The sequence below is a fragment of the Pseudomonas sp. MF6751 genome (genome assembly GCF_016613265.1).
GTDB lineage: Bacteria > Pseudomonadota > Gammaproteobacteria > Pseudomonadales > Pseudomonadaceae > Aquipseudomonas > Aquipseudomonas fluorescens_BV.
Genome location: NZ_JAENSV010000035.1, coordinates 23,085 through 45,565, shown reverse-complemented (window position 1 = coordinate 45,565; position 22,481 = coordinate 23,085). Strand labels below are relative to the sequence as shown.

The window sequence follows — 22,481 nt, the reverse complement described above, 5'->3', positions numbered from 1 at the left end:
AGGGAGCCAAAACAACTTGAGCAACCGAGGGGGAGTGCCTCGGTGCCTATTCAGGGCCTCGACATTGATCGGGGCCTTTTCGTTTTCGGCTCCACCACACCCATTGCTCCGAGCTGGGAGTGCTGTGTGAGCCGACTTATTACACAAGGCCGACCTCGGCCATCTTTCCTGATGGAGTTGCGATGGATCCTACCGACCTCGGCCCAGGCACAGCTACCTGGCTGGGCGGTAGTGCCACCGTAGTGCTAGGCGGCCTGCTTTGGTTGCGCAAGTTCCTGTCAAAGGACGCGACTGACCGGGCTATGGATAGCGCGGACATCGGCACACTTCGCCGGCTGAACGAGCTGCTGAACCAGGAGCGCGCCGCCCGCAAAGAAGCCGAGGCGCGCGCTGATCAGTTCGCGAAGGAGCGGAACGATCTCGCCGCCGCCGTTGGGCGCATGGAAGGCAAGATCGAAGCGCTGACCAGCCAGGTGGCTCAACTCACTGACCGCGTGACGCAACAGAGCGACGAGATCACTCGCCTGCGCACCAAGCTGGGAGGAATCGCCTGATGGACAGATGCGCATTGGAATTTATCGCACGCCGCTGGTGGCGCCGGACTGAAGTTTGGGCCATTGCTGTCGTGCTGGTGGGTGGTGGGGCTGTTTTGGGCTATCAGGCCGCCTACTGGTCACTCGCCGAGAACCAGAGCAATCAGGTCAAGGGCATCCGCGAGGCCTACGACACCGCGATGACTGAGCGCGATAAGCGCCTGGAAGAGCTGACCCGCAAGACCGGCACTGCCGCCGACAAGGCCACCAAGGCCGCAACCACTGCGGCCCAGGCTGCTGATAAGGCGGACGAGGCACTTAATCGTGGATTACTTGATCGGTGATAACCGCTACTCAGCCAGCTACCAAGACCTACGCGAAGAGCATGCCCGATACGTCCGGATGACTGACAAGCGCTTCCTGAAGGAATTACCAGGGGCTTTGCACTTCGCGGTGTTCGTGTGCTGGTTCAAGGAGCTGCCGACAAGCCAGGTGCTTTCGGATGAGGGGATCGTCCACCAGTTGGCCCACCTGATCCATTTGAAGGGTGAGCCGCTTGTGATGGGCAGACTCGGAGAGATCCGGGAGCTGTTCGATCAGCAGCTTCGGTTAGCGCCGTAATTCGCGCCACGTTTTCGAATGCGCAAAATCGTGGCGCGAGACAGGAGTAGGGCATGACCGTCAAGGTTCTTGAGTTCAAGCGGGAAGACTGGCGCGATGCCGCCAAGACCCTGCGAAAGATTGCCGACGACCTCGACGCAGGTGAGCACCCCGAGTGCACCGTAGGCGCTTTGACGCTGATCGGCGCGAAGGGAGAGGTCACGGTGTTCGGCCTCGGCCCCAAGTGCGATGACCTGCAATGCCTGGGTGCTATGCGCCTGGGTGAGCAGAAGCTGATTGATGTGCTGCTGGATACATCAAACGACCATTGAATGACGTTCGAACGACGTTGAATGACCATTCATTCGCGAAACACCCCATGAATGAGGCTTAGCCATGGCCCTATGCGGCGCAAAGAAGCGCAGCAACGGGGAACCATGCAAGCGACACGCTGTTCCGGGTTCCTCTCGCTGCAAGCTACACGGCGGGGCTGCCACTAAGGCCAACAAAGGCAACCAGCATGCCCGCAAGCACGGAATCTATTCGGACACTCTGACTGCTGATGAGCATGGCCTATGGGATGACATCGGCATCGGGACGCTCGACGACGACATCAAGATCGCCAAACTCCAGTTGCGTCGGGCGCTGATGGCCCAAGCCAAGGCTGAAGCGGGTGACGGACTTGTTCTGGATATGGAGAGCATCCACACCCAGGCGACCGATCCCGTTGAAGAGGGTGAGCCTGCGAAAGAGCCAGGCCGTCCATCAATGACAACCCAGCGTCGACGCCAGGGCTACGAAGACATCATCAACCGCCTGCTTGGCCGTATTGGTGACCTTGAGTCGAAACGCGCCGACATGATCAAGAAGCTCGACCCTGAAGACGACGGGCCATTGCCTCAGCGCATCGAAGTAGTGGTGACTGACGCGAGACGCCCTAATGCCGAGCCTTAACGTACCTCAAGCCCAGTTCCTGGCGCTGCCTCACAAGTTCCGCGCCTTCGTGGCAGGGTTTGGCTCTGGCAAGACGTGGGTAGGTTGCTCGGCGCTCGGGAAGCACTTTTGGGAGTGGCCGCGCATCAATGCCGGCTACTTCGCTCCGACATACGCCCAGATCCGCGACATCTTCTACCCGACAATGGAGGAAGTGGCGCACGACTGGGGGCTTCGCACTGAGATCAATCAGTCGAACCATGAAGTGCATGTCTACAGTGGGCGGCAATACCGCGGCACCGTGATATGCCGATCCATGGAGAAGCCGCAGACAATCGTCGGTTTCAAGATTGGTCACGCGCTGGTCGACGAGCTCGACGTAATGAGCTTGGTCAAGGCGCAGCAGGCATGGCGCAAGATCATCGCCCGGATGCGCTATAACGCCCCAGGCTTGCGCAACGGGGTGGACGTAACTACGACCCCGGAGGGATACAAGTTTGTCTACCAGCAGTTCCTGAAGCAGGTGCGCGACAAGCCCTCGCTGGGTGATATGTACGGCCTGGTGCAGGCCAGCACGTTCGACAACGAACTGAACCTGCCGCCTGACTACATCCAGTCGCTGATGGAGTCTTACCCGCCGCAACTGATCCTGGCTTATCTCAACGGCCAGTTCGTCAACCTGACGTCCGGGTCCATCTATCACTCTTACGACCGCAAGAACAATCAGTGCTTCGACACTGTGCAGTCTGGCGAGCCCCTGTTTATCGGCATGGACTTCAACGTCGGCAAGATGGCGGCCATTACGCACGTCAAGCGAGAGGGGTTGCCCAGGGCGGCTGATGAGCTGGTGGATGGCTACGACACGCCAGACATGATCAGGCGCATCAAGGAGCGCTACTGGCGGTACGACGGCAAGGACTACGAGAAGACCTGCGAAATCAGGATCTACCCGGATGCCTCGGGCGGTTCACGCAAGTCGGTGAATGCCAGCGAGACGGACATTGCCATTCTTCGGCAGGCCGGTTTCACGGTGATAGCGCCAGCAGCGAATCCGCCGGTGAAGGACCGCATCAACGCCATGAACGCGATGTTCTGCAATGCCCAGGGCGAGCGGCGCTACCTGGTGAACCCGTTCACCTGCCCGACCTACGCGGACGGCCTTGAGCAGCAGGTGTGGGCTCCCAACGGCGAGCCAGACAAGAAATCAGGCGTGGACCATGCGAACGACGCCGGCGGCTACTTCATCCATCACGACTACCCGATCATCAAGCCAATGACCCACATCCCTGTCACCTTCACCTTCTGAGGCCGATATGCCCAACTACAGCGCCATCAGGCAAGAGTACAGCGATGCCTTGCCCGGTTGGCAGCTGGTCAAGCGTTGCGTAAAGGGGCCGAGAGAGGTCCGCAAGTACGACGAATATCTGCCAATGCCTGATCCGCTCAACCAGAGCGAAGAGAACAAGGCCCGGTACGAGCAGTTGAAGAAGCGCGCCATGTTCCTGAACGTGGTCGGCCGCACGCGTACTGGCCTGCTGGGCGCCGTGTTCCGCAAGACTGCCGAAATCAGCCTGCCCACCGCCATTGAATACCTGAAAGAGAACGCCAGCGGCGACGGTGCGAGCCTGGAGCAACTTAGCAAGGAGTCGACCGGCGAATGCCTCGACACTGGACGCGGCGGCCTGCTGGTGGACTTTCCAAAGGTCCAGGTACCAGAAGGCCAGGTCGCGCTCACCGTCGCCCAGGCTGCGAACTCACGCGCCTTCATCCACTTCTACTGCGCCGAGAGCATCATTAACTGGCGTGAAGACGTGATCGACGGCGTGCGCCGGCTGACCCTGGTGGTGTTGCACGAAAAGATCAATGTACCAACGCCAGATGGCTTTGAGTTCACCGCCAAGGACCAATACAGGGCCCTGATGCTGCGTGACGGCAGGTACGTGCAGAGCGTGCACAGCGCTGACGATCCAGAAGGCGAAGAGACAGAGCCCAAGGACAAGGGCGGCCTGCCTTTTTATCACATCCCGTTCCACTTCTTCGGCGCCGAGAATAACGACGCGAGCATCGACAAGGCGCCGCTGGAGGATCTGGCCGAGGTGAACGTCCTTCACTATGGCAACAGCGCCACGGTGGAAGAGTCGGGCTTCATCGCATCGCAACCTACTCTGTTCATCACCACTGACATTGATCCGGACAGCTTCATCAAGCTCAACCCGAACGGCATGCAGATCGGCTCGCGCAGGGGTCACAACCTGGGCAAAACCGGCAGCGCCACGTTTCTTCAGGCCGATGAAAGCCAGCTGGCCCGCGAGCTCATGAAGGACAAAGAGCAGCAAATGCTCATGATCGGCGCCCGCATTGTCCAGCAAGGCAGCGGCGCGGAAACGGCAGAGGCCGTGCGTATCCGTTACAGCTCCGACAACTCGGTGCTTGGCACCATAGCCGGCAACGTGAGTGAGGCGGTTCGCCTGTCCCTGTTCGACGCCCAGCGCTTCATGGTTGGGGATGTGGATGAGGAAGGCACTGTGTTCTGGCTCAACCAGGAGTTCTTCGACGAGGTCATGGACGCCCAGGCGATCCTGGCCCAGATGCAGCTTTGGCAACAGGGCATCATCGCCAAGACGGACTTCCGCACCAACCTGCGCCAGTCCGGCGTGCTGGATTCGGACCGCACGGACGAAGACATCGACTCTGACCGCGAGGAAGAGGCGCCGGTGGTGGGTAGCGAGCCTGGGACCGGTGAGCCTCCACCCAATCAGCCGCCCGAGGTGAACGATGAGTAGTGAAGGCTACCTGACGGACGCCACCACCCGGCACCAGGTATACGTCCAGCGTTATGCCGGCGGCAACCTGAAGCGGGTGGCGGCCTTCATCAGCAAGGCCATCAAGACGGCAAAGGATCGCGTATCAGCAGGGCTGAGCGATTACGGCACCAGACGCTACACCTCGCAGATAGAAACGCTCCAGGGCGATTTGCGGGGCATCTACGACGACATGAAGGGCCGGGCACAGCTTGACCTTGGAGAATTCGCTGCATACGAGGCTGAGTTCAATGCGACGATGCTGGGCAAGGTCGTGAAGCTGGTTGTTCAGCTCAACGTCCCTTCGGCCGAGATGGTGAGCGCTGCAGCATTGGCTGACCCGTTGATCCTTGAAGCGCGAAAGGGTGCCCAGCGGATCAGCATCGGTGGTGCCCTTGACCAGTTCGGGACCAAGAAGGCGGCCGAGATCATCGGCGAGATCCAGATTGGCTCCAGCCTGGGCGAGACCAGTCAGCAGATCAGTAGGCGACTCACCAGCATTCACCAGCTGCATCAGGATCAGGCCTCATCGCTCGTTCGCACCATGACGAACCATGTAGCCAGCACGGCGCGCATGGAGACTCTGAAGGCGAACGACGACATCCTCAAGGGCTGGCGGTGGATATCCACCCTGGACAGTCGGACCTCGCACATGTGCCAGGCCCGCGACCAGCACCTGTACGGATGGGATGATCCCAAGCCGCCCGGGCACTGGAACTGCAGGTCAAGCGCACTGCCGGTTCTCAAGGATGAGTATGCCAGAGAGATTCCTGGCTCAACTCGACCCTCAGTAGGACCTGACGGTGCGACTTTAGTATCGAGCAAGACAAGCTATCAGGACTGGCTTTCGCGCCAGCCTGCGGCCTTCCAGCGCGACGTGCTTGGGCCGAACCGGTACGCACTGTTCACCAAGGGCGACCTGACGCTCGACAAGTTCGTCGATGACAACGGCAAAACCCTGACCCTGAAGCAACTGAAAGACCTTGAACCGCTGGCCTTCGAGCGAGCGGGACTATGAACAGCCGGCCATGAGCCGGTTTTTTTACGCCCGCGGCTGAGCCAACGGCAAATCATCCGGGGGATGACATGAAATACCTGATCGACAAGGCTGCATACGACGCACTCGAGCCATCCCTGCAGGCTTTCTACAAAGCCCAGGGCGAAGACTACGCGCTGGCTGTTGAGGGGCTGCCCACCGGTGGCGGTGACCTCGAGGGCCTGCGCAACCAGGTGCAAACGCTGCTCACCGAGAAAAAGGATGAGAAGCGCAAGCGCGACGCGGCCGAGGCCGAGCAGCGCCGCCTGCAAGAAGAGTCTCAGCGCGCCAATGGCGAGTTTGAGCAGCTCTACACCAGCGCCCAGCAGGCACTGGAGGCCGAGCGCGCCAAGAACCTGGAGATCATGAACCGGGTTGATCGCCGCGACCTGAGCGCCGCCGCGAGCAAGATCGCAACCGGCATTGCCGACGGCGAGAACGCCGAGATCCTGGCCGAGTTCGTTGAGCGCCGCCTGAAGATCGTAGAAGGCCAGGTCAAGGTCACGGACGCCTCCGGCAACCTGACCATCGCAACACTCGAAGACCTGGCGAAAGAATTCCAGCAAGCGCCGCGCTACGCATCATTGGTGCGCGGCACGCAAGCGAACGGTGGCGGGGCTACCGGGGGTAAGGGTGGCGGGGCCACCAAAACGTGGGACCAAATGACCGGTATGGAGCGCGTAGAGCTTCGCCGAACCAACCCCGCCGAGCACGCGCGCATGAAAGCCGCCGCTAAGGCCGATTAAAAGGATATTCCGCAATGCCTACCATTCTCTCCGACGTAGTCTTCCGCGACGAACTGCGCGACTACATCAGCGTAAACACCGTCGAGCGCACCGCTTTCTTCGAATCCGGCATCCTGACCACAAACTCGGACATGACCACTCTGCTGGCCAGCCCGTCCAACACCTTCACCATTCCGTGGTGGGTTGACCTGGATGCGTCCATCGAGTCGAACTACTCGAACGACGTGTACACCGACATCGCTGTGCCTTTGTCGGTCGCCACCGCATCCATGCAGGCCCGCGCTGCTTACCTCAACGAAGGTTGGAACGCGATGAGCCTGGTGAAGAACATCACCAAGCAAGACCCGCTGGAGTTCGTGGCCGGGCGCCTGATCTCCTACTGGCAGCGAGTGGCCCAGCGCCGCACCATCGCCACCACCATCGGCATCTACAACGATAACGTTGCGAGCAATAACAGCGACATGGTTGTGGATGCAGGCGGCACCATCAACGCAGCGGCCATCATCCGCGCCAAGGCGACCATGGGTGACTACTCCGGTCAGTTGGGCGGCCTGAGCGTAATTGCAATGCACTCGGCCGTTCAGACTGAACTGCAGATCCTGAACCTGATCGACTTCACCCCGCTGGCTGACCAGATCCCAGAGTTTGGTCGCTTCCAGGGCATGCGCGTTGTGGTCGACGACTCCATGCCGGTGATCACTGGCACGCCGAACAAGTACCTGTCCGTTATCTTCGGCCCGGGCGCTATCGGTTATGCCGAGCAGCAACCGGAAGGCGAAGACGGCCTGGAGTACGAGCGCGCGCCGGATCGCGGCAATGGTGGTGGTGCCGAAACCCTGTGGACTCGTCGCAACTTTGTTGTGCACCCGCTGGGCTACAGCTTCCTGTCGGCGACCATTACCGGCACTCCGACCACCACCCGCCCTATCTCGGCGAACTGGTCCGACCTGGCACTGACTACCAACTGGGAGCGTAAGTTCGCTCGCAAGCAGGTTCCGCTGGCTTTCATCACTTCCACCGTAACTGCTTAACGGGGGCGCCATGCCATCACCACGGGATAACTTGCGCTTTACGCTCAAGAAGCTTTACGACTGGCTCGATGCCAATGTGGGCGCCGCTGCGGTGGCGTGGTCGGCTATCACTGGGAAGCCTACAACTTTCCCGCCGACCGTCGGCACCACCGCTGCCACCGCGACGGCTGGCAACGACACCAGGCTGACCACGGCCATCAAGGGCGCGGCCATTGCAGGCAACGTCATCACGTTCACCCGTGTCGATAACACGACATTTACGCTTACCGTTCCGGGGGCGTAGGAGGGATCATGACTGTTCAAAAAGATAACCACATTGACCCCAATGTGAAGGCCCGCTGGGGCTTTGGTGGAACTGAAGGGGCCGTAACCGTCGGCCCGCAGACTGTCGGCGAGACAGGCGGTGTCGACTCGGCTCGGACCGAGTCGGACGAAAAGGCTGCTCGCAACAATGGCGGCGGTGAAAACACCGAAGCCGCCAAGGCCACCAAAGGCAAGTAACACCCGGGGCTTCGGCCCCACTCATTCAAGCGGAGGCCAGATGGCTACCTACATCACTGTGGCGGACGTTGACGCCATCCTGGGCTCTACATGGGCGCCAGATGACAAGAAAGCCCGCGCAGTGCTGCAGGCGAATGCCTATCTGACCTCGCTCAATCTGGTAGGCGTCGATATGGACGCAATCCCGCAGGAGGTTAAGCAGGCCGGCGCCGAACTGGCCAAGGTCGCCTCAGACGGCAAGCTGTACCAGCAGCAGACCGAGGGATCGCTTGAGGCCAAGACGGTCAAGGCCGGATCGGTCAGCACCAGCAAGACTTTTGCCTCGCTGGACAGCAGCAAGATCATTGCGCAGCCCGGTGATGTGCAGTTTGCTTTGGCGCTACTATCGCCTTGGCGTTCGAGCCCGTTCTCGTTCCGCGTAGATCGGGGGTGACCCATGGGCCTACGCGAAGACATCCAGACCGATATGGCCGAGGCCTTCGATACTGACCTTGCCGATGCCGTGCAGCCATTCACTGGCGGCGTGACGCTGCCCGGCACGTGGGACCCGGTAACCGAGGCCGCAGGGCCGCCCGTTGTGATCGCCTACAACGGCCGCGGCGTGTTCGACGCCTTCAAGATGGCTCAGGTCGACGGTGTGAATATCCGCGCCACTGACCAGCTGCTGATCGCGCTGACCAACGAAACGATCGGCGACATCCCAGACATCGTCCACAAGATCAATGGGTTTGACGTTATCAACGTCCAGACCGACCCGGCCGGCGCCCATTACGAGATACAGTTGAGGAAGACCTGATGGCTACTGGATGGACGACACCGCCAACTCTATTTTCCGACCAGATAGAATCTGAGATCGCGACCAGAGTTCGGGTCATCGCTATGGCCATGCTCAACGAAATTACATTGAGGTCTCCGGTTGATACGGGGCGGTTCCGCGGCAACAACATTGTGAGTATAGGGGCGCCGGTATTTAGTCAGTCGGCAAATGTAGATCCCACAGGCTCTGCAACCATCAGCGCCGGCCTCAATGCTGTTACCGGCCTGGAGCCGTTCACCGTCGTTTATATCCAGAACAACCTGCCGTATGCGGAGCGCCTTGAAAACGGCTGGTCCGATCAGGCCCCAGGCGGCGTGTACGGTCTGGCCTTTATCGGCGTATCTGAGGCCTACAAATGACCTACGAGCAGATCAGGGCGGCGCTCACTGCGCGAATGGTCGCCTTCAATGGTATCGCCCAAAAAAATATAGGCTACCCAAATCAACCGAAGCTGTTCGACCCTCCAGAAGAGGGTCTGTGGTGCGCTTTCAACCTGCAGTACGCCACAGCATTTATGGCGGGCATGGCCGACAAGCCTTACACCCGCAAGCCCGGCCAAGTGAGCATTCAGTGCTTCGCTAGGCTCAATACCGGCACAAAGGCCATCAACGAACTGGCCGGCGCACTCGAAGCCCACTTCGCCTACTGGATGTCCGGCGAACTCGAGTGCATGGAGGCCAGCCAGGTCGTCGCCGGTGAGTTCGAAGGCTTCTACCAGATCAACGTGAACATCCGGTTCCGCGCCGGCTGAGCCAGGCAACACCATCCACCCGCCTTGAGCGGGTTTTTTTATGCCCGCAGATAGGAGACTCACCCCATGAGTTCCGGCGCAAAAGTCGTTTCGCACATCATCAAGGAGGTGACGCCCGGCGTTACCCCCGTAGGCACCTGGGACACGCTGCGCCTGACCGGCAACGCGCTGACCCCGACCGTAAACGTTGCGGTCAGTGACGAAATCACCGATACCCGCATTAGCCAGGGCTCGGTGGCCACCAGCACCGACATCGGCGGCGACCTGACTGCCGAATTCTCGTTCGGCTCGTTCGATCAGCTGTTGGAGGCTGCCTTCTACGGCACCTGGACCGGCAACGTGCTGTCTGTGGGTGATACCCGAAATACCTACAGCATCGCCAAGGGCTACAGCGACGTCGGCGTGTACGGAGTGTTCAAGGGCTCGCACGTATCTACCTTCGCCCTCGACATCCCGTCCGATGGCAAGATCACCGCCACGTTCAACATGGCGTGTCTGGACTACGACGATGGCGAAGATCCAATCGTTGTTTCCCCAAATGCGCCGACCACCACCCCGTTCCTCTCGAACAACAATGTCGGCACCATTATGGTGGATGGCGAGTCGCTTGAAGGCCTCGCCTGCGTATCGGCCATGACCATCAACCTCGACAACAGCCTCCAGGCCCAGCGCTGCATCGGTAACACCAAGCTCGGCCCTGGCGCGCAGATCGCTACCGAAGCGGCCATCACCGGCACCATCACCCTGGCCTGGTCAAAGCGCGCCTGGGAGATCTGGAAGAAGACCTTCACCCGTCTTCCAATCTCCGTGGTGTTCCCGATCACCGACGCCCTGGGCAACAAGTACACCTTCAACTTCCCCGCGGTTGAAGTGGATGGCGAGCTGCCAAGCGGCGGCAAGCGCGACCTGATTGAGGTGACGCTGAACTACACCGTCGCCAAGATCAGCCCGACCATCACGCGCCTGGCATCGCCGACCGCTGTTACCGGCGTGACCGTTGCGCCCACTACAGCCTCTATCGCTGTCGCTGCCACTCGCCAGATGACGGCTACCGTGGCGCCGGGTGGGGCAAGCCAGGCGGTTACCTGGACCAGTGCGACCCCATCGGTTGCAACCGTCAACAGTTCGGGACTGGTCACTGGGGTTGCCGCTGGCACATCCGTAATCACCGCCACAAGCGTTGCCGACGGCACCAAGACCGGCACCGCGACGATCACGGTCACCGCGTAACACGATCAACCTTTTGGCTGCCCAGGCTCTAACGCATGCCTGGGCGGCCTTTTTTATGGCGCGGCGTTGAGGATTCAGCATGGCTCTCACACTGAGCAAGAAGGCACCAGTCAGCGATCTGCGCTGGGCCAAGTTCGACGAAGAAACCAAGATTCAGCTGGGCGGCATCGATAACCCGGAATACCTGATCGCGCTTGAGCGAGTGCGCCGGCGCATCCAGCGCAATGACGCAAGCTTTGCCCAGGGCGAGATTGGCGTGGTTGCCGGGGAGATGACAGAGCACCAAAGCCACTGCGCTCTGCTTGCGCAGTACATCGTCAAGGACTGGGATGGCGTGCAGGACGATCAGGGCAACCCGCTGAAGTTCACCGTGGCCGCGTGCACCGAGCTGCTCGAAGCAAATATCGAATTCTTCCTGTTCGTCCTGCAGGAAGGCAGCAAATCAACGATTGAAGCCGGCACAGAACTGGCTGAAACCGTGGAAAAGCAGTAACCCGGTTCGAGTGGGAGAGGGAGTGGGGCGGCCAGGCCGACAAGCGCCGGGCAATCTATGAGCGTCTGCGCATGGAAATACCGGAAGAGCCGCCGACCGACCCCATCACCAAGCACCTGCTCGCCACGTTCTTCGGCGTCTGCCGGGGCCGCCGCTTTATCACAACCATGGTGGGAGCCTTCCCGCTGCCGCTGTCTGCCCGCGAGATATCCGACTGGCTCGAAGCTCACCCATCCCCCCTGGATCGCCGGGAAGTGGATGAGGTGATGTTTGCGCTGGACGTGATTTGCCTGAGCGAAGAAGACGACTGATCCGCCGCCCTGCGGCAATTTTGCCCGGAGGCAACATGACTCAAACTTCACGCCTGGTCCTTGAGATTGACAGCCGCGATGCCGAGCAGAAGGCGGCCGACACACGCAAGGCGCTTGAGGGACTGGAGAATGCCGGGCTCCGCACCAAGCCAGCAATGGACAAGGCCGCCAAAGGGATTGATGCGGTTGGCGATTCCTCCCAGGCTGCTGGGAAAAAGGTCAAAACCCAGCGGGAGGAGCTTGAAGATCTTCTGGGCAGCATCGATCCGGTTACGCGCAAGCTTGGAGAGCTGGACAAGCAAGAGAAAGAGTTGGCGAAGAACCGCAAGCTTGGATTGCTTGATGCGGAGACGTTTTCCGACTACCAAGCCAAGATCAACACGGCGCGCGCCGATCTTGGCCGATTCAATACCGACCTGAACAAAACCGGGATGACCGCCAAGGCAACGGCGGCAGCGCTGCGTGGCGTTCCCGCGCAATTTACTGATATCGCTGTTTCACTCCAGGGCGGCCAGGCGCCGCTGACGGTATTCCTGCAGCAGGGCGGCCAGCTCAAGGACATGTTCGGCGGCGTAGGGCCGGCGGCCAAGGCTCTTGGTGGTTACATCGTCGGCCTGATCAACCCCTTTACGGTGCTCGCAGCCAGTCTTGGCACACTCGCGGCCGTTTATTACGGCGCTGAGAAAGAGGCGAGCGCATTCAACAAGGCGCTGTTCTCTGGCTCGGCAAGCTCTGGTCAGACAGCCGGAACGCTATCCGCGATTGCCAAAAGCGCTTCCGACATTACGGGGCGCTTGGGCGAAGCGAAGGCAGCCGTTATCGCGCTTGCAGCAAGCTCGGGGCTCAGTCAGGTCCAATTTCGGAACTTGGCCGAGGCCGCCACGGCAATCGGCGAGTTCACCGGCAAGAGCGCCGGCGACGTTGCCAAGTCGCTTGGTGACATGGGTGACAATGCCACCAAGGCCGCCGAGAAGATCAGCGCTCAATATGGCCTGCTTACCAGCGCCCAGTACGAAGTAATCAAAGGCCTCGATGATCAAGGCAAAAAGCAGGAGGCCCTGGATGTTCTGAGCGAAACACTCAACCAAAACGCCCAGGCACGATTTAAGCGGTACCGTGATTCGCTTTCCGATATCGAGCGCGACTGGAACGACATCGGCACTGCTATCAGCAACGCCTATAGCCAGGTTAGGGGCGAACTATTACCCGACTCTGCAAAGCAGATTGAAATCATTGAGAGAATCCTTAAGACCCGCAAGGACGGCGGGCTGGCAGGCGCTGTGTCCACTGGATTGAGCAAGCTTAACGGGGCTCTCGGTCTTGACGATGGCAATAACGATGATTCCACAGCAGCACTTGAAAAGCGCTTAGCGCTCCTTAAACAAAACGCTGAGGTGGCCAAGTCAACTGCCGAGCTTGAAGGGAAAACTACTCGCGAGAATCAGGCGAGGATCGAAGCGGACACTAAGTGGAGCGCTCTTTCCAAGAAAGAGCTCTCTGATCAAGCCAAGCTCGTAAAGGATATAACGGACGCCAGGCGCCTTGGCGTGGAGGCGGGCAAGTCTCAGGCCGAGATCGACAAGGTAGTCGCAGACATTCAGGCCAAGTACGACAAGGCGCAGCCGAAAGGTCCAAAGGCCAAAGCCTACACCGAAGACGCCGGCATGAAGGCGCTCGATGCTGCTCGCCAGACCCAGGCCGTACTGCTACAGCAGAACGCCTCTCTCAACGCCCAGGGCATTGCTACCGAGCGCGTAGGCGTCCAAGCCCAGGCCTTGATCAAGTGGGAGCAGCAACTCGCCGATATAAAAGGCAAGAAGACGCTCACCGCCGATCAAAAGTCGCTGCTGGCAAGCCAGGACCTGATCACCGCCCAGCTCAAGAAGAACGTGGCGCTTGAGCGTGAAGCCGAGATCAGTAAAGGCATCCAGCAGGCGCAGAAGGATCAGGTGCAGCTACTGACCCTCACCGGACAGCTACGTGAAGCAAACAGCCTCAAGTCGTCCCTGGATGACGCGGCGCAGTTGGCCGAGTACGAGCGCCAGGGCAACGTAGAGGCTGCCAAGCGCCTTGAAACGCTGATCAAGATCCGCGACATAAACCTGAATGCTGCGCAGAAGCCTGGGACCATTGAGGGAGTAACTCAAGCCCCTAATGCACCAGGTCTGGATCCGGCTGTTGGCGGCGCCGGGAGTGAGATTGACCGACTAGATGCCGCCGCCGAAAAGCTGGAAGCGTGGCGCGCTACCGAGTTGGAGCGTCAGGCGGCCTACCTGGACCTGAAGGCAATCAACGAAGAGACCTACGCAGCACGCGTAGCGAACATCGATGAGCAGGCCACTCTCAACCGCCAGAAGATTGAAGAAGCCAAGAACCAGGCATTGCTGGTGGGCGCTTCCGATTTCTTCGGCAACATGGCCAGCCTCAGCCAGTCGGGCAACAAGAAGCTCGCCGCCATCGGCAAGGCTGCGGCAATCGTCCAGGCGACCATGGACGGCTACCTGGCCGTGCAGAAGGCGCTATCCGCGTTCCCACCTCCATTCAACTTCGCCGCCGCCGCTGCCGTGGGTGTCGCCACAGCCGCAAACGTGGCAAACATCGCTGGCATTGGCTTTTCGAAAGGCGGCTATACCGGTGCTGGCGGGGTTAATGAATATGCCGGCCCGGCGCACAAAGGCGAGGTTGTCTGGAGCCAGGCGGATATCCGAAAGGCTGGCGGCGTGGCCACGGTTGAGGCTTTACGTAAAGGCAACGTCTCGCCAATCCGTCCGGGCGCAAAGGGTACCGGTCCTGACGCGACTCGCACGCAGATGGGGGCAGCGCCAGTAGTCAACGTGATCGAGGATGCCAGCAAGGCCGGCCAAAGCCAGTCTCGAGAGGTAGACGGCAGATGGGTGATTGATCAGTTCGTTGCGAACATCAATGACAACGGAAAGGGCGCTAAGGCCATTCAGCAGATGCTCGGCATGGGAAGGGCCGCACGATGAAGGCGAAACACAAGTACCCGAGTCAGCTTCCTTTTCCATTGCGCGATGGATATCAGCTTAATTCCATCGATCCGATGAAAGAAACCCAGATGCTGACGGGCAGGAGTCGGTTTCGAAGGAATTACTCATCGGTACCGGAAAATGTCGAGGTCAAATGGCTGCTTACTGGCCTTGAGTGCCAATACTTCAGGTCTTGGCATGAGGAAGTACTGATTTCTGGCTCTGAGTGGTTTGAATGCGAGCTGAGGACCGATCAGGGGCTTCTGCCGTACACGGCCCACTTCCGCGGGATGTATAAAGGGCCTGAGCTTTTCGGGGTTGATCACTGGATTATCACTGCAACCCTGCAGCTCTGGAATCGCTCAATACTCACCGGTGGTTGGGCCGTCTACGCGCCTGAATACATCCTCGGCATGAATCTTCTCGACCTGGCGATAAACAAGGACTGGCCGCAATGACGAGCTATGTACTGAACCGGCTCTATTCAAGCGGGGGCACGGAGATTATCCACGGAACCCTTGAGATAACTGATGGGGTGGTCCACCACTTTCTCACGGATGGGTTTGAACCATTAGAGGCAGCCCTTGAGACCGGCGAGGTAGTCGCGTTCGCGGATTGTGGAATTTCCATAGCCCTCCCTAAGCGCGGTAGCGACGGGAAGCAAGACCTCAAGTTTGCCCTTTGCAATATAGACGGCAGCGTCTCTGGGTTCCTGCGTGCTGCGCTGAAGGATCGCCGCGAGATAAATATGGTGTACAGGGAGTACATCAGCACCGACCTAGCCTATCCATCCAAGATCCTGCGCTACAAGGTGAAGAGCGGCTCAGTCACGGCAACCGAAGCGCAGATCGTTGCCGGTTACTTTAACCTGCTGGAAACGCTTTGGCTGCGCCACAACTACACCGGCGACTTCGCCCCGGGCATGCGGTACCAATAATGATCGATCACGACAAATACCTCGCGGGCCAGTACCTCGAGGGCGGGAGAGTGTGGCCGTTTGTTGACTGTTACGGGCTGGTCCTAGAGGTCAGGCGTGATCTTGGCTTGCCCGCCTGGCCAGAGTGGGCCGATATACGCGCAGGCGACGGTTCCATGGTCGAGGTGGCGGGGAAGTGGTTCCCGACACTGACGCCTTGCGAGCCGGAAGAGGGCGCATTGATTGCGCTCTACCAGGGCAGCGAGATGCGCCACGTAGGTGTAGTGGTCCGCTGTGGCGCCTCCCTTGAGGCAATGGAAATCACCGAAAAGCAACGCACAATCTGCCTGCCTCTGCACAGGCTAAAGCGCCGCTTCGTGCGGGTGGAGTATTACAAGTGATTCGAATTTATCCATCCCGCATCGGGGTTAAAAGTGGCGAATGCGTGCCGCTGGAGACTCACCAGGTTAGCGAGCCTATTTCCTTAGCTGGCTGGCTTTCGGCAAGCGCCCCCGATTTTGACATGAATGCCGTGCACCCCATCTGCATCGAGATAGAAGGCAGGTCTGTGCCGGTTGATCAGTGGCCTATAACCGTTATTGATTGCGACACGGATGTGATGATTTTCCCTGAGGCGCGCGCTGTCGGTGCGGCCGCGGCGGCCTGGGCTGCTGTGGCGTTGGCCGCTATCTCTATTGTGCTGATCCTTACGATGCCCAAGGCGAAGACCGCCAAGCAACAGCAGGGCGACGACCTTGATGCAGCCACGGCCACTGGTAACCACGCAAAGCTGAACTCGCCCATTCGCGAAATACTGGGCATGGCAAAGGTCTACCCAGATCTTTTGGTACCGCCTGTAACCCGATTCGTAAATAAGCGGACGATGGTCACAACCATAACAATGTCGATCAGCAGGGGGAATCTTGCGATTCCACCGAGCTCGTGGAAGGTTGGCGACACGCCATTTGCTGCATTCGGATCTGACCTTAACTACACAGTTTATGGGCCTGGAGCATCGCTTGTGGGAGATTCACGCGCTAGAAACTGGTATCCAGCGACCGAGGTAGGTGGTACTAACGCCGGAACCGCCGGCCTTGATCTATCCAGCAGCGCGCCCGCAGATGCTGCCGCCTTGGCTGACTCTATGCTTATCAGCGGAAGCACGGTTTCTTTGCTGGGCAACAGTCCGACTTTCCCTGATGCATGGGAGTCTGGCACCGTTGTGCGACTGGTAACGCCTGATACATTCACCGTGACGACGGCGGGCTCGTACAGCAGGATCGCCGGCGCCCTGGCCGATCTGGCGCCGTTTGTTGGCATGAAGGTAACGCTTGGCAGTGATTCGGAAATCGATTTGACGGTGGCCAGCGTGCTGCCTTACGTGGCTCCTATCCCAGGGATTGGCGGGGCGCCGTCGATGGTTACTGGTAGCGCCGCACCGACGACATACGATTTCACATCGGGAGCAGTGGTGTGGTCTGTAACGTTCCAGGGGGTCACCAAGACCATTTCCCTGAATACCGACTACGTGAACATGAGTGGCCTGGTGTCGACGATCACGTCTCAGCTTTCTGGCATAGGCCTTGTTGCGCAAGACAGCTCTGGTCGGCTTCGACTGATTGAGCCGCTGAGCCCTTACAAAGGCGGGGCTATCTCGCAGACCAGTGCCCCGGTGCCGATCTTTGGATCGGGCCCGACTTATATTGTTGGCGCAGCCTCCACTGGCGGAACCCCTGAGCAACTTGCGAGCATTACACTCAGTTTTGATAACGGCACCCCGTTCTCGGGTATCGCCGCCGGCCAGCAACGACTATCCATCGCTTACCGAGGCTACAGGTTTCAGATTGTCTCGGTTTCAGGGCTTACCGCTACGGTCAAGAGGATCACGGATACAGGCGTGGTCGACAATGCCTGGGCGGGATTCACTGCAAGGACTCTGCTCGATTTCTCGATGTCGGGCAGCGGCGGTGCAATTAACTGGCTTGGCTCATTTATGGGCTGCCCTGAATACGAGCTGGCCACCGAAGCTGAATATGATGTGTTCTTCAGCCAGGGGCTTTGCTACTACAGCAAATCAGGCAACATCAAGACCTCCACCAAATCCATTGAGGTTCGATGGAGGGATTCGGCGCTTGGTGGAGCATGGACAACGATCACCCACGCTTACACCGAAGCTACGCCCGACCAGATCGGGTTCACGCACAGGATTGTTTTCCCTTATCCGCTACGCCCTGAGTTCCAGATGAGGCGGATTCAGCCGGTCGAGGGCGGGCAGGTGCGTGATGCTATTCAGTGGTATGGCCTGCGTACCTTGCTTCCAGATCCAGGGTCCTACGAAGGCATAACAGTCATCGCCATGGATATCCGCGGCGGTGATCGTCTGAGCGCCCAATCTGAGCGCCAGATCAACTGCGTGCCTACTCGCATCTACGACAATGCGCCGGCTCGCTCCATTAAAGGCGCAGCCCTGCACGTTTGCCAAAGTCTGGGGATTGACGAGTCGCTGATCGACATGGATGCGCTCAACGCCGTTGACCAGGACTATTGGACCCCGCGCAGCGAGCTTTACGATATGTCTCACGAGAAGCCTACAGCGGTTCGTGAGGTCCTTCAGGGAATCTTCACTGCGGGCATGTCCCACCTTTCCAGCGGCAATGGGCTGCTAAGTGTGAAGAGAGAAGGTATACAGCCCCCGCGCGGGGTCATCACGCCCCACGAAATGACCAGTGAGCTTACGGCAAGCTTCACTGCGCCAAGCCCTGACGACTTCGACGGGGTGGGCGTTGAGTACATCGACCAGTACACCAACCGCAAGGAGACTGTGAAATGCCGGCTTCCTGGAAGCCTTGGTCTCAAGGTGGACAAAATACAACTGGACGGTGTTTCCGACCGAGCCAGGGCCTGGCGCATTGGCATGAGGCAGTTGCGCAAGTACCAGTTCTCGCGCTGGGGCTACAGCGTTGATACCGAGATGGATGCTCTGGTGTTTGACGATATCGACCACATCACACTGGCTGATGACATCCCGAACACCACCAGGAGTGCGCTGATCATGGAAGTTGAGCAGGTTGACAGCCAGTGCCTGCTCACGCTTAGCGAAGAAATGGACTGGTCTATGGTTGCGCCGCGGGCCGTTATTCGGCGGCACGACGGCACAGTCACAAGCTTGTTTGAGCCGAAGGATGCTGGCTTTCACCAGGTGCTCGTGCCACTCACTGCAATCGACTTCGATATCGTGACCGACCTGAGCATTGAGCCCGCAAGGTTCCTATTCGGTCCAAGCGAGCAAGTCGGGTACCCGGCGATGATCACAGAAATAACGCCAAATCAGGATGGTTCCTGCGCTGTAACAGCAACCGAATACTCGCCCGTGTTCTATGCAGACGACGACAACTACCCGCCGCCAGCGGCATAGACACCAAACCTACCTAGGCCCGCCACTGAGCGGGCTTTTTTCGCCTCGGGGAAAGCCATGGCCTTTAACACCGGAAACCCTGTAGAACCAAACGGCTCGGCAGATCCGCGCGACCTCAAAGACAATGCGCCTATTTTCGACAAGCTTATAAATGGCTCAGACCTAACCCGGCTTGGACGCCTGGGCAAAGTGCTCAAGACCTGGGCGGGAATGACCAAAGCTTTTGATGACCTGCTGGCGAACAGCGGCTACGAAAGCACTCCGGTTGTCTATGCCGCAGGCGCGACAGTTCAGCGGTCTACGCAATTAATAGTTCGTTCCGGCGTCTATTATCGGGTCACCGACCCTGCGAATTTTCCACTAACTTTAACGGGTGATTGGTCAGTTGATGCTTTGAAATTAACCGATGTTGCTGACGGAAGCTTGCGATCGGCCCTTGCGGCCATTGGCGGAAGCATGTTGGTCAATCTGCGCGGTATCGCGCAAAACGTGTTAATGCAAACTGACGACTCATCGGATAACCAATATACCCTGCATACGATCAGGACTACGAACCTCAATTCCGACACCATTTTCACCGAGCGAGTCGCTACCGGCTCAAGCTCGACCGGATACGCAATCCATGCTTTAGACAGCGGTGACGGCGCCACGTCTAGCGGCGATGGCGGAGGCGCTATCGGTGGCGCAACCTCCCGGAATTCTGACGCCTCGGCGATTGTCGGCAATCGTCGCGCAACAGGTCCAGGTCACGGCGGCATCTTCTCTCGCCTAGAAAGCGGCAACGGCAATGGTGCGCATGGCTTCAGGGCTGGTACCGGCGCCGGCAATGGCGTGTATGGCTACCTTGTCCAAGGCGCCCAAGGCCACGGTGTTCGCGGAACTCACGAAGGCACCGCTTCCGGCGCTGGTGTATTTGGTGAGCGCCTTAATGGTGCCGGCCCAGGCCCTGGTGTCATGGGCCATGCTGCAGGACAGGGCGCACTGGAAGACGCAAGTGTTTTCGGCTACAAGCTGTCCGGCGATTATGGTTACGCCATTCTTGCCGATGCTCGAGGGAGGGACGCTGCTATAAGGGCCTTCGCGGCGCTAACTTCAACCGCAAAAGCCGTCGAGTCTCTGACAGATGTAACCTGCACCGCGCCAACATCTAATACCTTCGAGCGAGACTATGGGGCGCAGGGCTTCTGCGTGCTGCACCGCGTAAATGGCGCAACTGCTCGAACAGGTCCGGTAATCGCCACTGTATCGACGGTTGCGCCAACGGCTAACTCGACCGGTACTTCGACGGTTACGGGTCACGCGCTTACTATCGGTTCAAACGTTTCAGGCTCATCAGAGGCGTGCGGGGCGACCTATGACGTGCTTGCGAAGGACGGTGTCAGCGCATTTGGCGCAAAGGCGGTAGTCAATGGTACAAACACCACCAATTACGGCATGTATGCGAATGCGGTTGGTGGCACCACCAACTGGTCAGGTTACTTCGTGGGCAACGTTTTCTATGGCGGCACACTTTCGCCATCCGATGCTCGACTCAAAACTATTCACGGCGAAGTTGATTATGCGCAGTGCCTGGAAAACGTTATCGCTAACCCGGTTTACTGCTACGACAAAGAGGCTGCCTATATGGCACCTGTTAAGGTTTGGGATGAGGAGATTGAGGACCGCGAAGGCACGCTTTTTATCCCCACCTACGGAGAGGAAGAGCAGCGCCAGCTCGTAGCGGTGCGCGAGATCGGCAACCTTGCACAGGACATCCAAAAAACGAATCCAGACTTCATTACAGAGTATGCGGTAGGAGATACCAATTACCTGTCAATTTCAGACCGATCGGAACTTTTCCAGCTAAAAGCAGCTGTTAAATACCTCGTCGAAAGACTGCGCAGCGAGGGTGTTGATGTATGATGATTCATCGCTACGCAGGAACCAATTTAATGAAGAACCTGGCTGTAATTTTGTGCCTTGGGGCAGTGTCATCCGTATCGTTCGCCGAGCCTCTTCCGGAAACCATTACTCAGCATGTGAACATCGTCACCGATGACGCCGTGGGCAAGCCCAGCTCGTTGCGCGCAGTTAAGGATACGCACGGCGTATCTGACGCAGTTTTCGCCTATCACAACGCAATTGGGCCGATGGCGTCGGGCTACGGCTTTCATGCGCTTGATGAAGGTGACGGCGGCGCGGGCGGCGGGGCAATTGGTGGCGCAACCACGCGCTCTACCGCAGCCGATGCCATCGTGGGCAATCGTCGTGAATCAGGACCAGGTAATGGCGTGATCGGCACAAGGTGGGAAAACGGCAACGGGTCGGGCGTTTACGGCTTGATGCGCGGCACCGGCTCGGGTAGCGGCGTAACCGGGTACAAGATTCTCACCGGCTCCGGCCACGGTGTTTACGGCAAGAACGAATCCACTGATGGGGCAGGCGTTTATGGTGAGCGCCTGAACGGGGCAGGGCCTGGCTACGGCGTGCTTGGCTACGCCCAGGGCGCCACCGGTATTGATAACGCATCGGTGGCCGGGCTCAAAAAGGAGGGAGACTGGGGTTACTCGATCCTGGCCGACTCCCGTGGGCGTGACTCGGCGCTGCGGGCTTTCTCGGCTCGCAATGTCGGCCGGGCCATTGATTCACTGACGGATGCCACCAACACCTCGCCAGTATCAAACACTCTAGAGCGTGCCAACGGATCTTTCGGCATCGCGTCGACCAGCCTAGTGTCCGGAGGTGGCCCGCGTACCGCGCCAGTAACCGCTTCTGTTTCGAGCGTTGAGCCTGTCGCGGCGTCCACCGGAGTCGGCGCTGTCACTGCTCAGGAGTCCCGCATATCCAGCGCCGTGACCGGTTCAGGCGATGCCCGTGGCAGCACTTCTACCGTCCTGGCCACTGATGGCAAACAGGCCACCGGCTATCGCGCAATGGTTGATGGTCGCAACGACGCCAACTACGGCGTGTATGCGAATGCCACCGGCGGCAAGAGCAACTATTCAGGCTACTTTATTGGCGATGTCCAGGCCGGCCGCGTGATGACCGCCACCGATAGCCGCCTGCAGGATGTACACGGCGAGGTGGACTACGCCAAGAGCATGCAGCGCGTGTTGGCCAACAAGGTCTATGTGTCCGACCGCTATGTCGTCTGGAAGGAAACCGACGCAAACGGCGTGGTCACCGAGAAGCGCCAGAAGATCGCAACCAACGAAACTGGCAACCTTGCCCAAGACGTTCAGAGAACCAACCCTGATGCGGTGGATGTCAATCCCGATGGGTACATGTCGGTGTCAGATCGTGAAGAGCTGTATCAATTGAAAGCTGCGGTGATCTACCTGACAAAACAGCTGCAGGCGAAAGGAATTGATGTAACGCCAAAATAGTTGAACTTCAAAATA

At 59.0% G+C, this 22,481-nt stretch carries 26 protein-coding genes; 25 read left to right on the top strand and 1 reads right to left on the bottom strand.

Features of this window, described 5'->3' with window-relative positions:
- The first annotated feature begins 182 nt into the window (after window positions 1–182).
- The 10 genes from JJD66_RS21920 to JJD66_RS21875 all read left to right on the top strand — a co-directional run bounded on the left by JJD66_RS21920 (window position 183) and on the right by JJD66_RS21875 (window position 7,680).
- Window positions 183–554 (top strand): chemotaxis protein, encoded by a 372-nt coding sequence (locus JJD66_RS21920; protein WP_125970272.1) that lies wholly within the window; start codon window positions 183–185, stop codon window positions 552–554.
- Window positions 554–877: a hypothetical protein gene (locus JJD66_RS21915; RefSeq protein WP_160049466.1), complete on the top strand. Its 324-nt coding sequence runs from the start codon at window positions 554–556 to the stop codon at window positions 875–877. Before JJD66_RS21920 ends, JJD66_RS21915 begins: the two co-directional genes overlap by 1 nt.
- Window positions 858–1,154, top strand: a complete 297-nt coding sequence (locus tag JJD66_RS21910) for a hypothetical protein (protein ID WP_200649018.1) — start codon at window positions 858–860, stop codon at window positions 1,152–1,154. Before JJD66_RS21915 ends, JJD66_RS21910 begins: the two co-directional genes overlap by 20 nt.
- Window positions 1,155–1,207: 53 nt before the next feature.
- Window positions 1,208–1,465, top strand: a complete 258-nt coding sequence (locus JJD66_RS21905) for a hypothetical protein (protein ID WP_200649017.1) — start codon at window positions 1,208–1,210, stop codon at window positions 1,463–1,465.
- Between the two features lie 64 nt (window positions 1,466–1,529).
- The gene (locus JJD66_RS21900) at window positions 1,530–2,087 is read left to right on the top strand and encodes an HGGxSTG domain-containing protein (RefSeq protein WP_200649016.1); all 558 of its coding nucleotides are present in this window, start codon (window positions 1,530–1,532) and stop codon (window positions 2,085–2,087) included.
- Window positions 2,074–3,372: a terminase large subunit domain-containing protein gene (locus JJD66_RS21895; protein ID WP_200649015.1), complete on the top strand. Its 1,299-nt coding sequence runs from the start codon at window positions 2,074–2,076 to the stop codon at window positions 3,370–3,372. Before JJD66_RS21900 ends, JJD66_RS21895 begins: the two co-directional genes overlap by 14 nt.
- A 7-nt stretch (window positions 3,373–3,379) precedes the next feature.
- Complete coding sequence (locus tag JJD66_RS21890; protein WP_200649014.1) at window positions 3,380–4,849, top strand: DUF4055 domain-containing protein; 1,470 nt, start codon at window positions 3,380–3,382, stop codon at window positions 4,847–4,849.
- A complete protein-coding gene (locus JJD66_RS21885) occupies window positions 4,842–5,885 on the top strand; it encodes a minor capsid protein (RefSeq protein WP_200649013.1) in 1,044 nt (347 codons plus the stop codon). Before JJD66_RS21890 ends, JJD66_RS21885 begins: the two co-directional genes overlap by 8 nt.
- A 68-nt stretch (window positions 5,886–5,953) precedes the next feature.
- Window positions 5,954–6,649 carry a hypothetical protein gene (locus JJD66_RS21880; protein WP_200649012.1) on the top strand — a complete coding sequence of 232 codons (696 nt, stop codon included), beginning with the start codon at window positions 5,954–5,956 and terminating at the stop codon, window positions 6,647–6,649.
- A 14-nt stretch (window positions 6,650–6,663) separates the two neighbouring features.
- A complete protein-coding gene (locus tag JJD66_RS21875) occupies window positions 6,664–7,680 on the top strand; it encodes a coat protein (RefSeq protein WP_200649011.1) in 1,017 nt (338 codons plus the stop codon).
- Window positions 7,681–7,734: 54 nt separating this feature from the next.
- On the opposite strand, the gene JJD66_RS21870 is transcribed toward JJD66_RS21875, so the two are convergent.
- Entirely contained in the window at window positions 7,735–7,908 is a 174-nt protein-coding gene (locus JJD66_RS21870) for a hypothetical protein (protein WP_200582980.1), read from the bottom strand.
- A gap of 63 nt (window positions 7,909–7,971) precedes the next feature.
- Between JJD66_RS21870 and JJD66_RS21865 the strand changes: the two genes are divergently transcribed.
- From JJD66_RS21865 to JJD66_RS21795, 15 genes are all read left to right on the top strand, one after another.
- Window positions 7,972–8,181: a hypothetical protein gene (locus JJD66_RS21865; RefSeq protein ID WP_200649010.1), complete on the top strand. Its 210-nt coding sequence runs from the start codon at window positions 7,972–7,974 to the stop codon at window positions 8,179–8,181.
- Between the two features lie 40 nt (window positions 8,182–8,221).
- Window positions 8,222–8,614, top strand: a complete 393-nt coding sequence (locus JJD66_RS21860) for a protein singed (protein WP_200649009.1) — start codon at window positions 8,222–8,224, stop codon at window positions 8,612–8,614.
- 3 nt (window positions 8,615–8,617) lie between these two features.
- Window positions 8,618–8,977 (top strand): hypothetical protein, encoded by a 360-nt coding sequence (locus tag JJD66_RS21855; RefSeq protein ID WP_200649008.1) that lies wholly within the window; start codon window positions 8,618–8,620, stop codon window positions 8,975–8,977.
- Window positions 8,977–9,357, top strand: a complete 381-nt coding sequence (locus JJD66_RS21850; protein ID WP_200649007.1) for an HK97 gp10 family phage protein — start codon at window positions 8,977–8,979, stop codon at window positions 9,355–9,357. Before JJD66_RS21855 ends, JJD66_RS21850 begins: the two co-directional genes overlap by 1 nt.
- Window positions 9,354–9,749: a phage tail terminator-like protein gene (locus JJD66_RS21845; RefSeq protein ID WP_200649006.1), complete on the top strand. Its 396-nt coding sequence runs from the start codon at window positions 9,354–9,356 to the stop codon at window positions 9,747–9,749. The genes JJD66_RS21850 and JJD66_RS21845 overlap by 4 nt, the downstream gene beginning before the upstream one ends.
- Window positions 9,750–9,815: 66 nt before the next feature.
- Entirely contained in the window at window positions 9,816–10,979 is a 1,164-nt protein-coding gene (locus JJD66_RS21840; RefSeq protein WP_200649005.1) for a phage tail tube protein, read from the top strand.
- Window positions 10,980–11,058: 79 nt separating this feature from the next.
- Entirely contained in the window at window positions 11,059–11,472 is a 414-nt protein-coding gene (locus JJD66_RS21835; RefSeq protein WP_200649004.1) for a hypothetical protein, read from the top strand.
- A gap of 71 nt (window positions 11,473–11,543) precedes the next feature.
- Entirely contained in the window at window positions 11,544–11,783 is a 240-nt protein-coding gene (locus tag JJD66_RS21830; protein WP_120249055.1) for a hypothetical protein, read from the top strand.
- A 35-nt stretch (window positions 11,784–11,818) separates the two neighbouring features.
- Window positions 11,819–14,770 (top strand): phage tail length tape measure family protein, encoded by a 2,952-nt coding sequence (locus JJD66_RS21825; protein ID WP_200649003.1) that lies wholly within the window; start codon window positions 11,819–11,821, stop codon window positions 14,768–14,770.
- Window positions 14,767–15,228, top strand: a complete 462-nt coding sequence (locus JJD66_RS21820; protein WP_200649002.1) for a hypothetical protein — start codon at window positions 14,767–14,769, stop codon at window positions 15,226–15,228. The genes JJD66_RS21825 and JJD66_RS21820 overlap by 4 nt, the downstream gene beginning before the upstream one ends.
- Window positions 15,225–15,707: a DUF1833 family protein gene (locus tag JJD66_RS21815; RefSeq protein ID WP_200649001.1), complete on the top strand. Its 483-nt coding sequence runs from the start codon at window positions 15,225–15,227 to the stop codon at window positions 15,705–15,707. Before JJD66_RS21820 ends, JJD66_RS21815 begins: the two co-directional genes overlap by 4 nt.
- Window positions 15,707–16,087, top strand: a complete 381-nt coding sequence (locus tag JJD66_RS21810) for a nitrite transporter (protein WP_200649000.1) — start codon at window positions 15,707–15,709, stop codon at window positions 16,085–16,087. The genes JJD66_RS21815 and JJD66_RS21810 overlap by 1 nt, the downstream gene beginning before the upstream one ends.
- On the top strand, window positions 16,084–19,101 hold the full coding sequence (locus tag JJD66_RS21805; protein WP_200648999.1) for a host specificity factor TipJ family phage tail protein: 3,018 nt from the start codon (window positions 16,084–16,086) through the stop codon (window positions 19,099–19,101). Before JJD66_RS21810 ends, JJD66_RS21805 begins: the two co-directional genes overlap by 4 nt.
- Before the next feature lie 57 nt (window positions 19,102–19,158).
- Window positions 19,159–21,003: a hypothetical protein gene (locus JJD66_RS21800; protein ID WP_200648998.1), complete on the top strand. Its 1,845-nt coding sequence runs from the start codon at window positions 19,159–19,161 to the stop codon at window positions 21,001–21,003.
- Window positions 21,000–22,466 (top strand): hypothetical protein, encoded by a 1,467-nt coding sequence (locus JJD66_RS21795; RefSeq protein WP_200648997.1) that lies wholly within the window; start codon window positions 21,000–21,002, stop codon window positions 22,464–22,466. The genes JJD66_RS21800 and JJD66_RS21795 overlap by 4 nt, the downstream gene beginning before the upstream one ends.
- Window positions 22,467–22,481 lie beyond the last annotated feature (15 nt).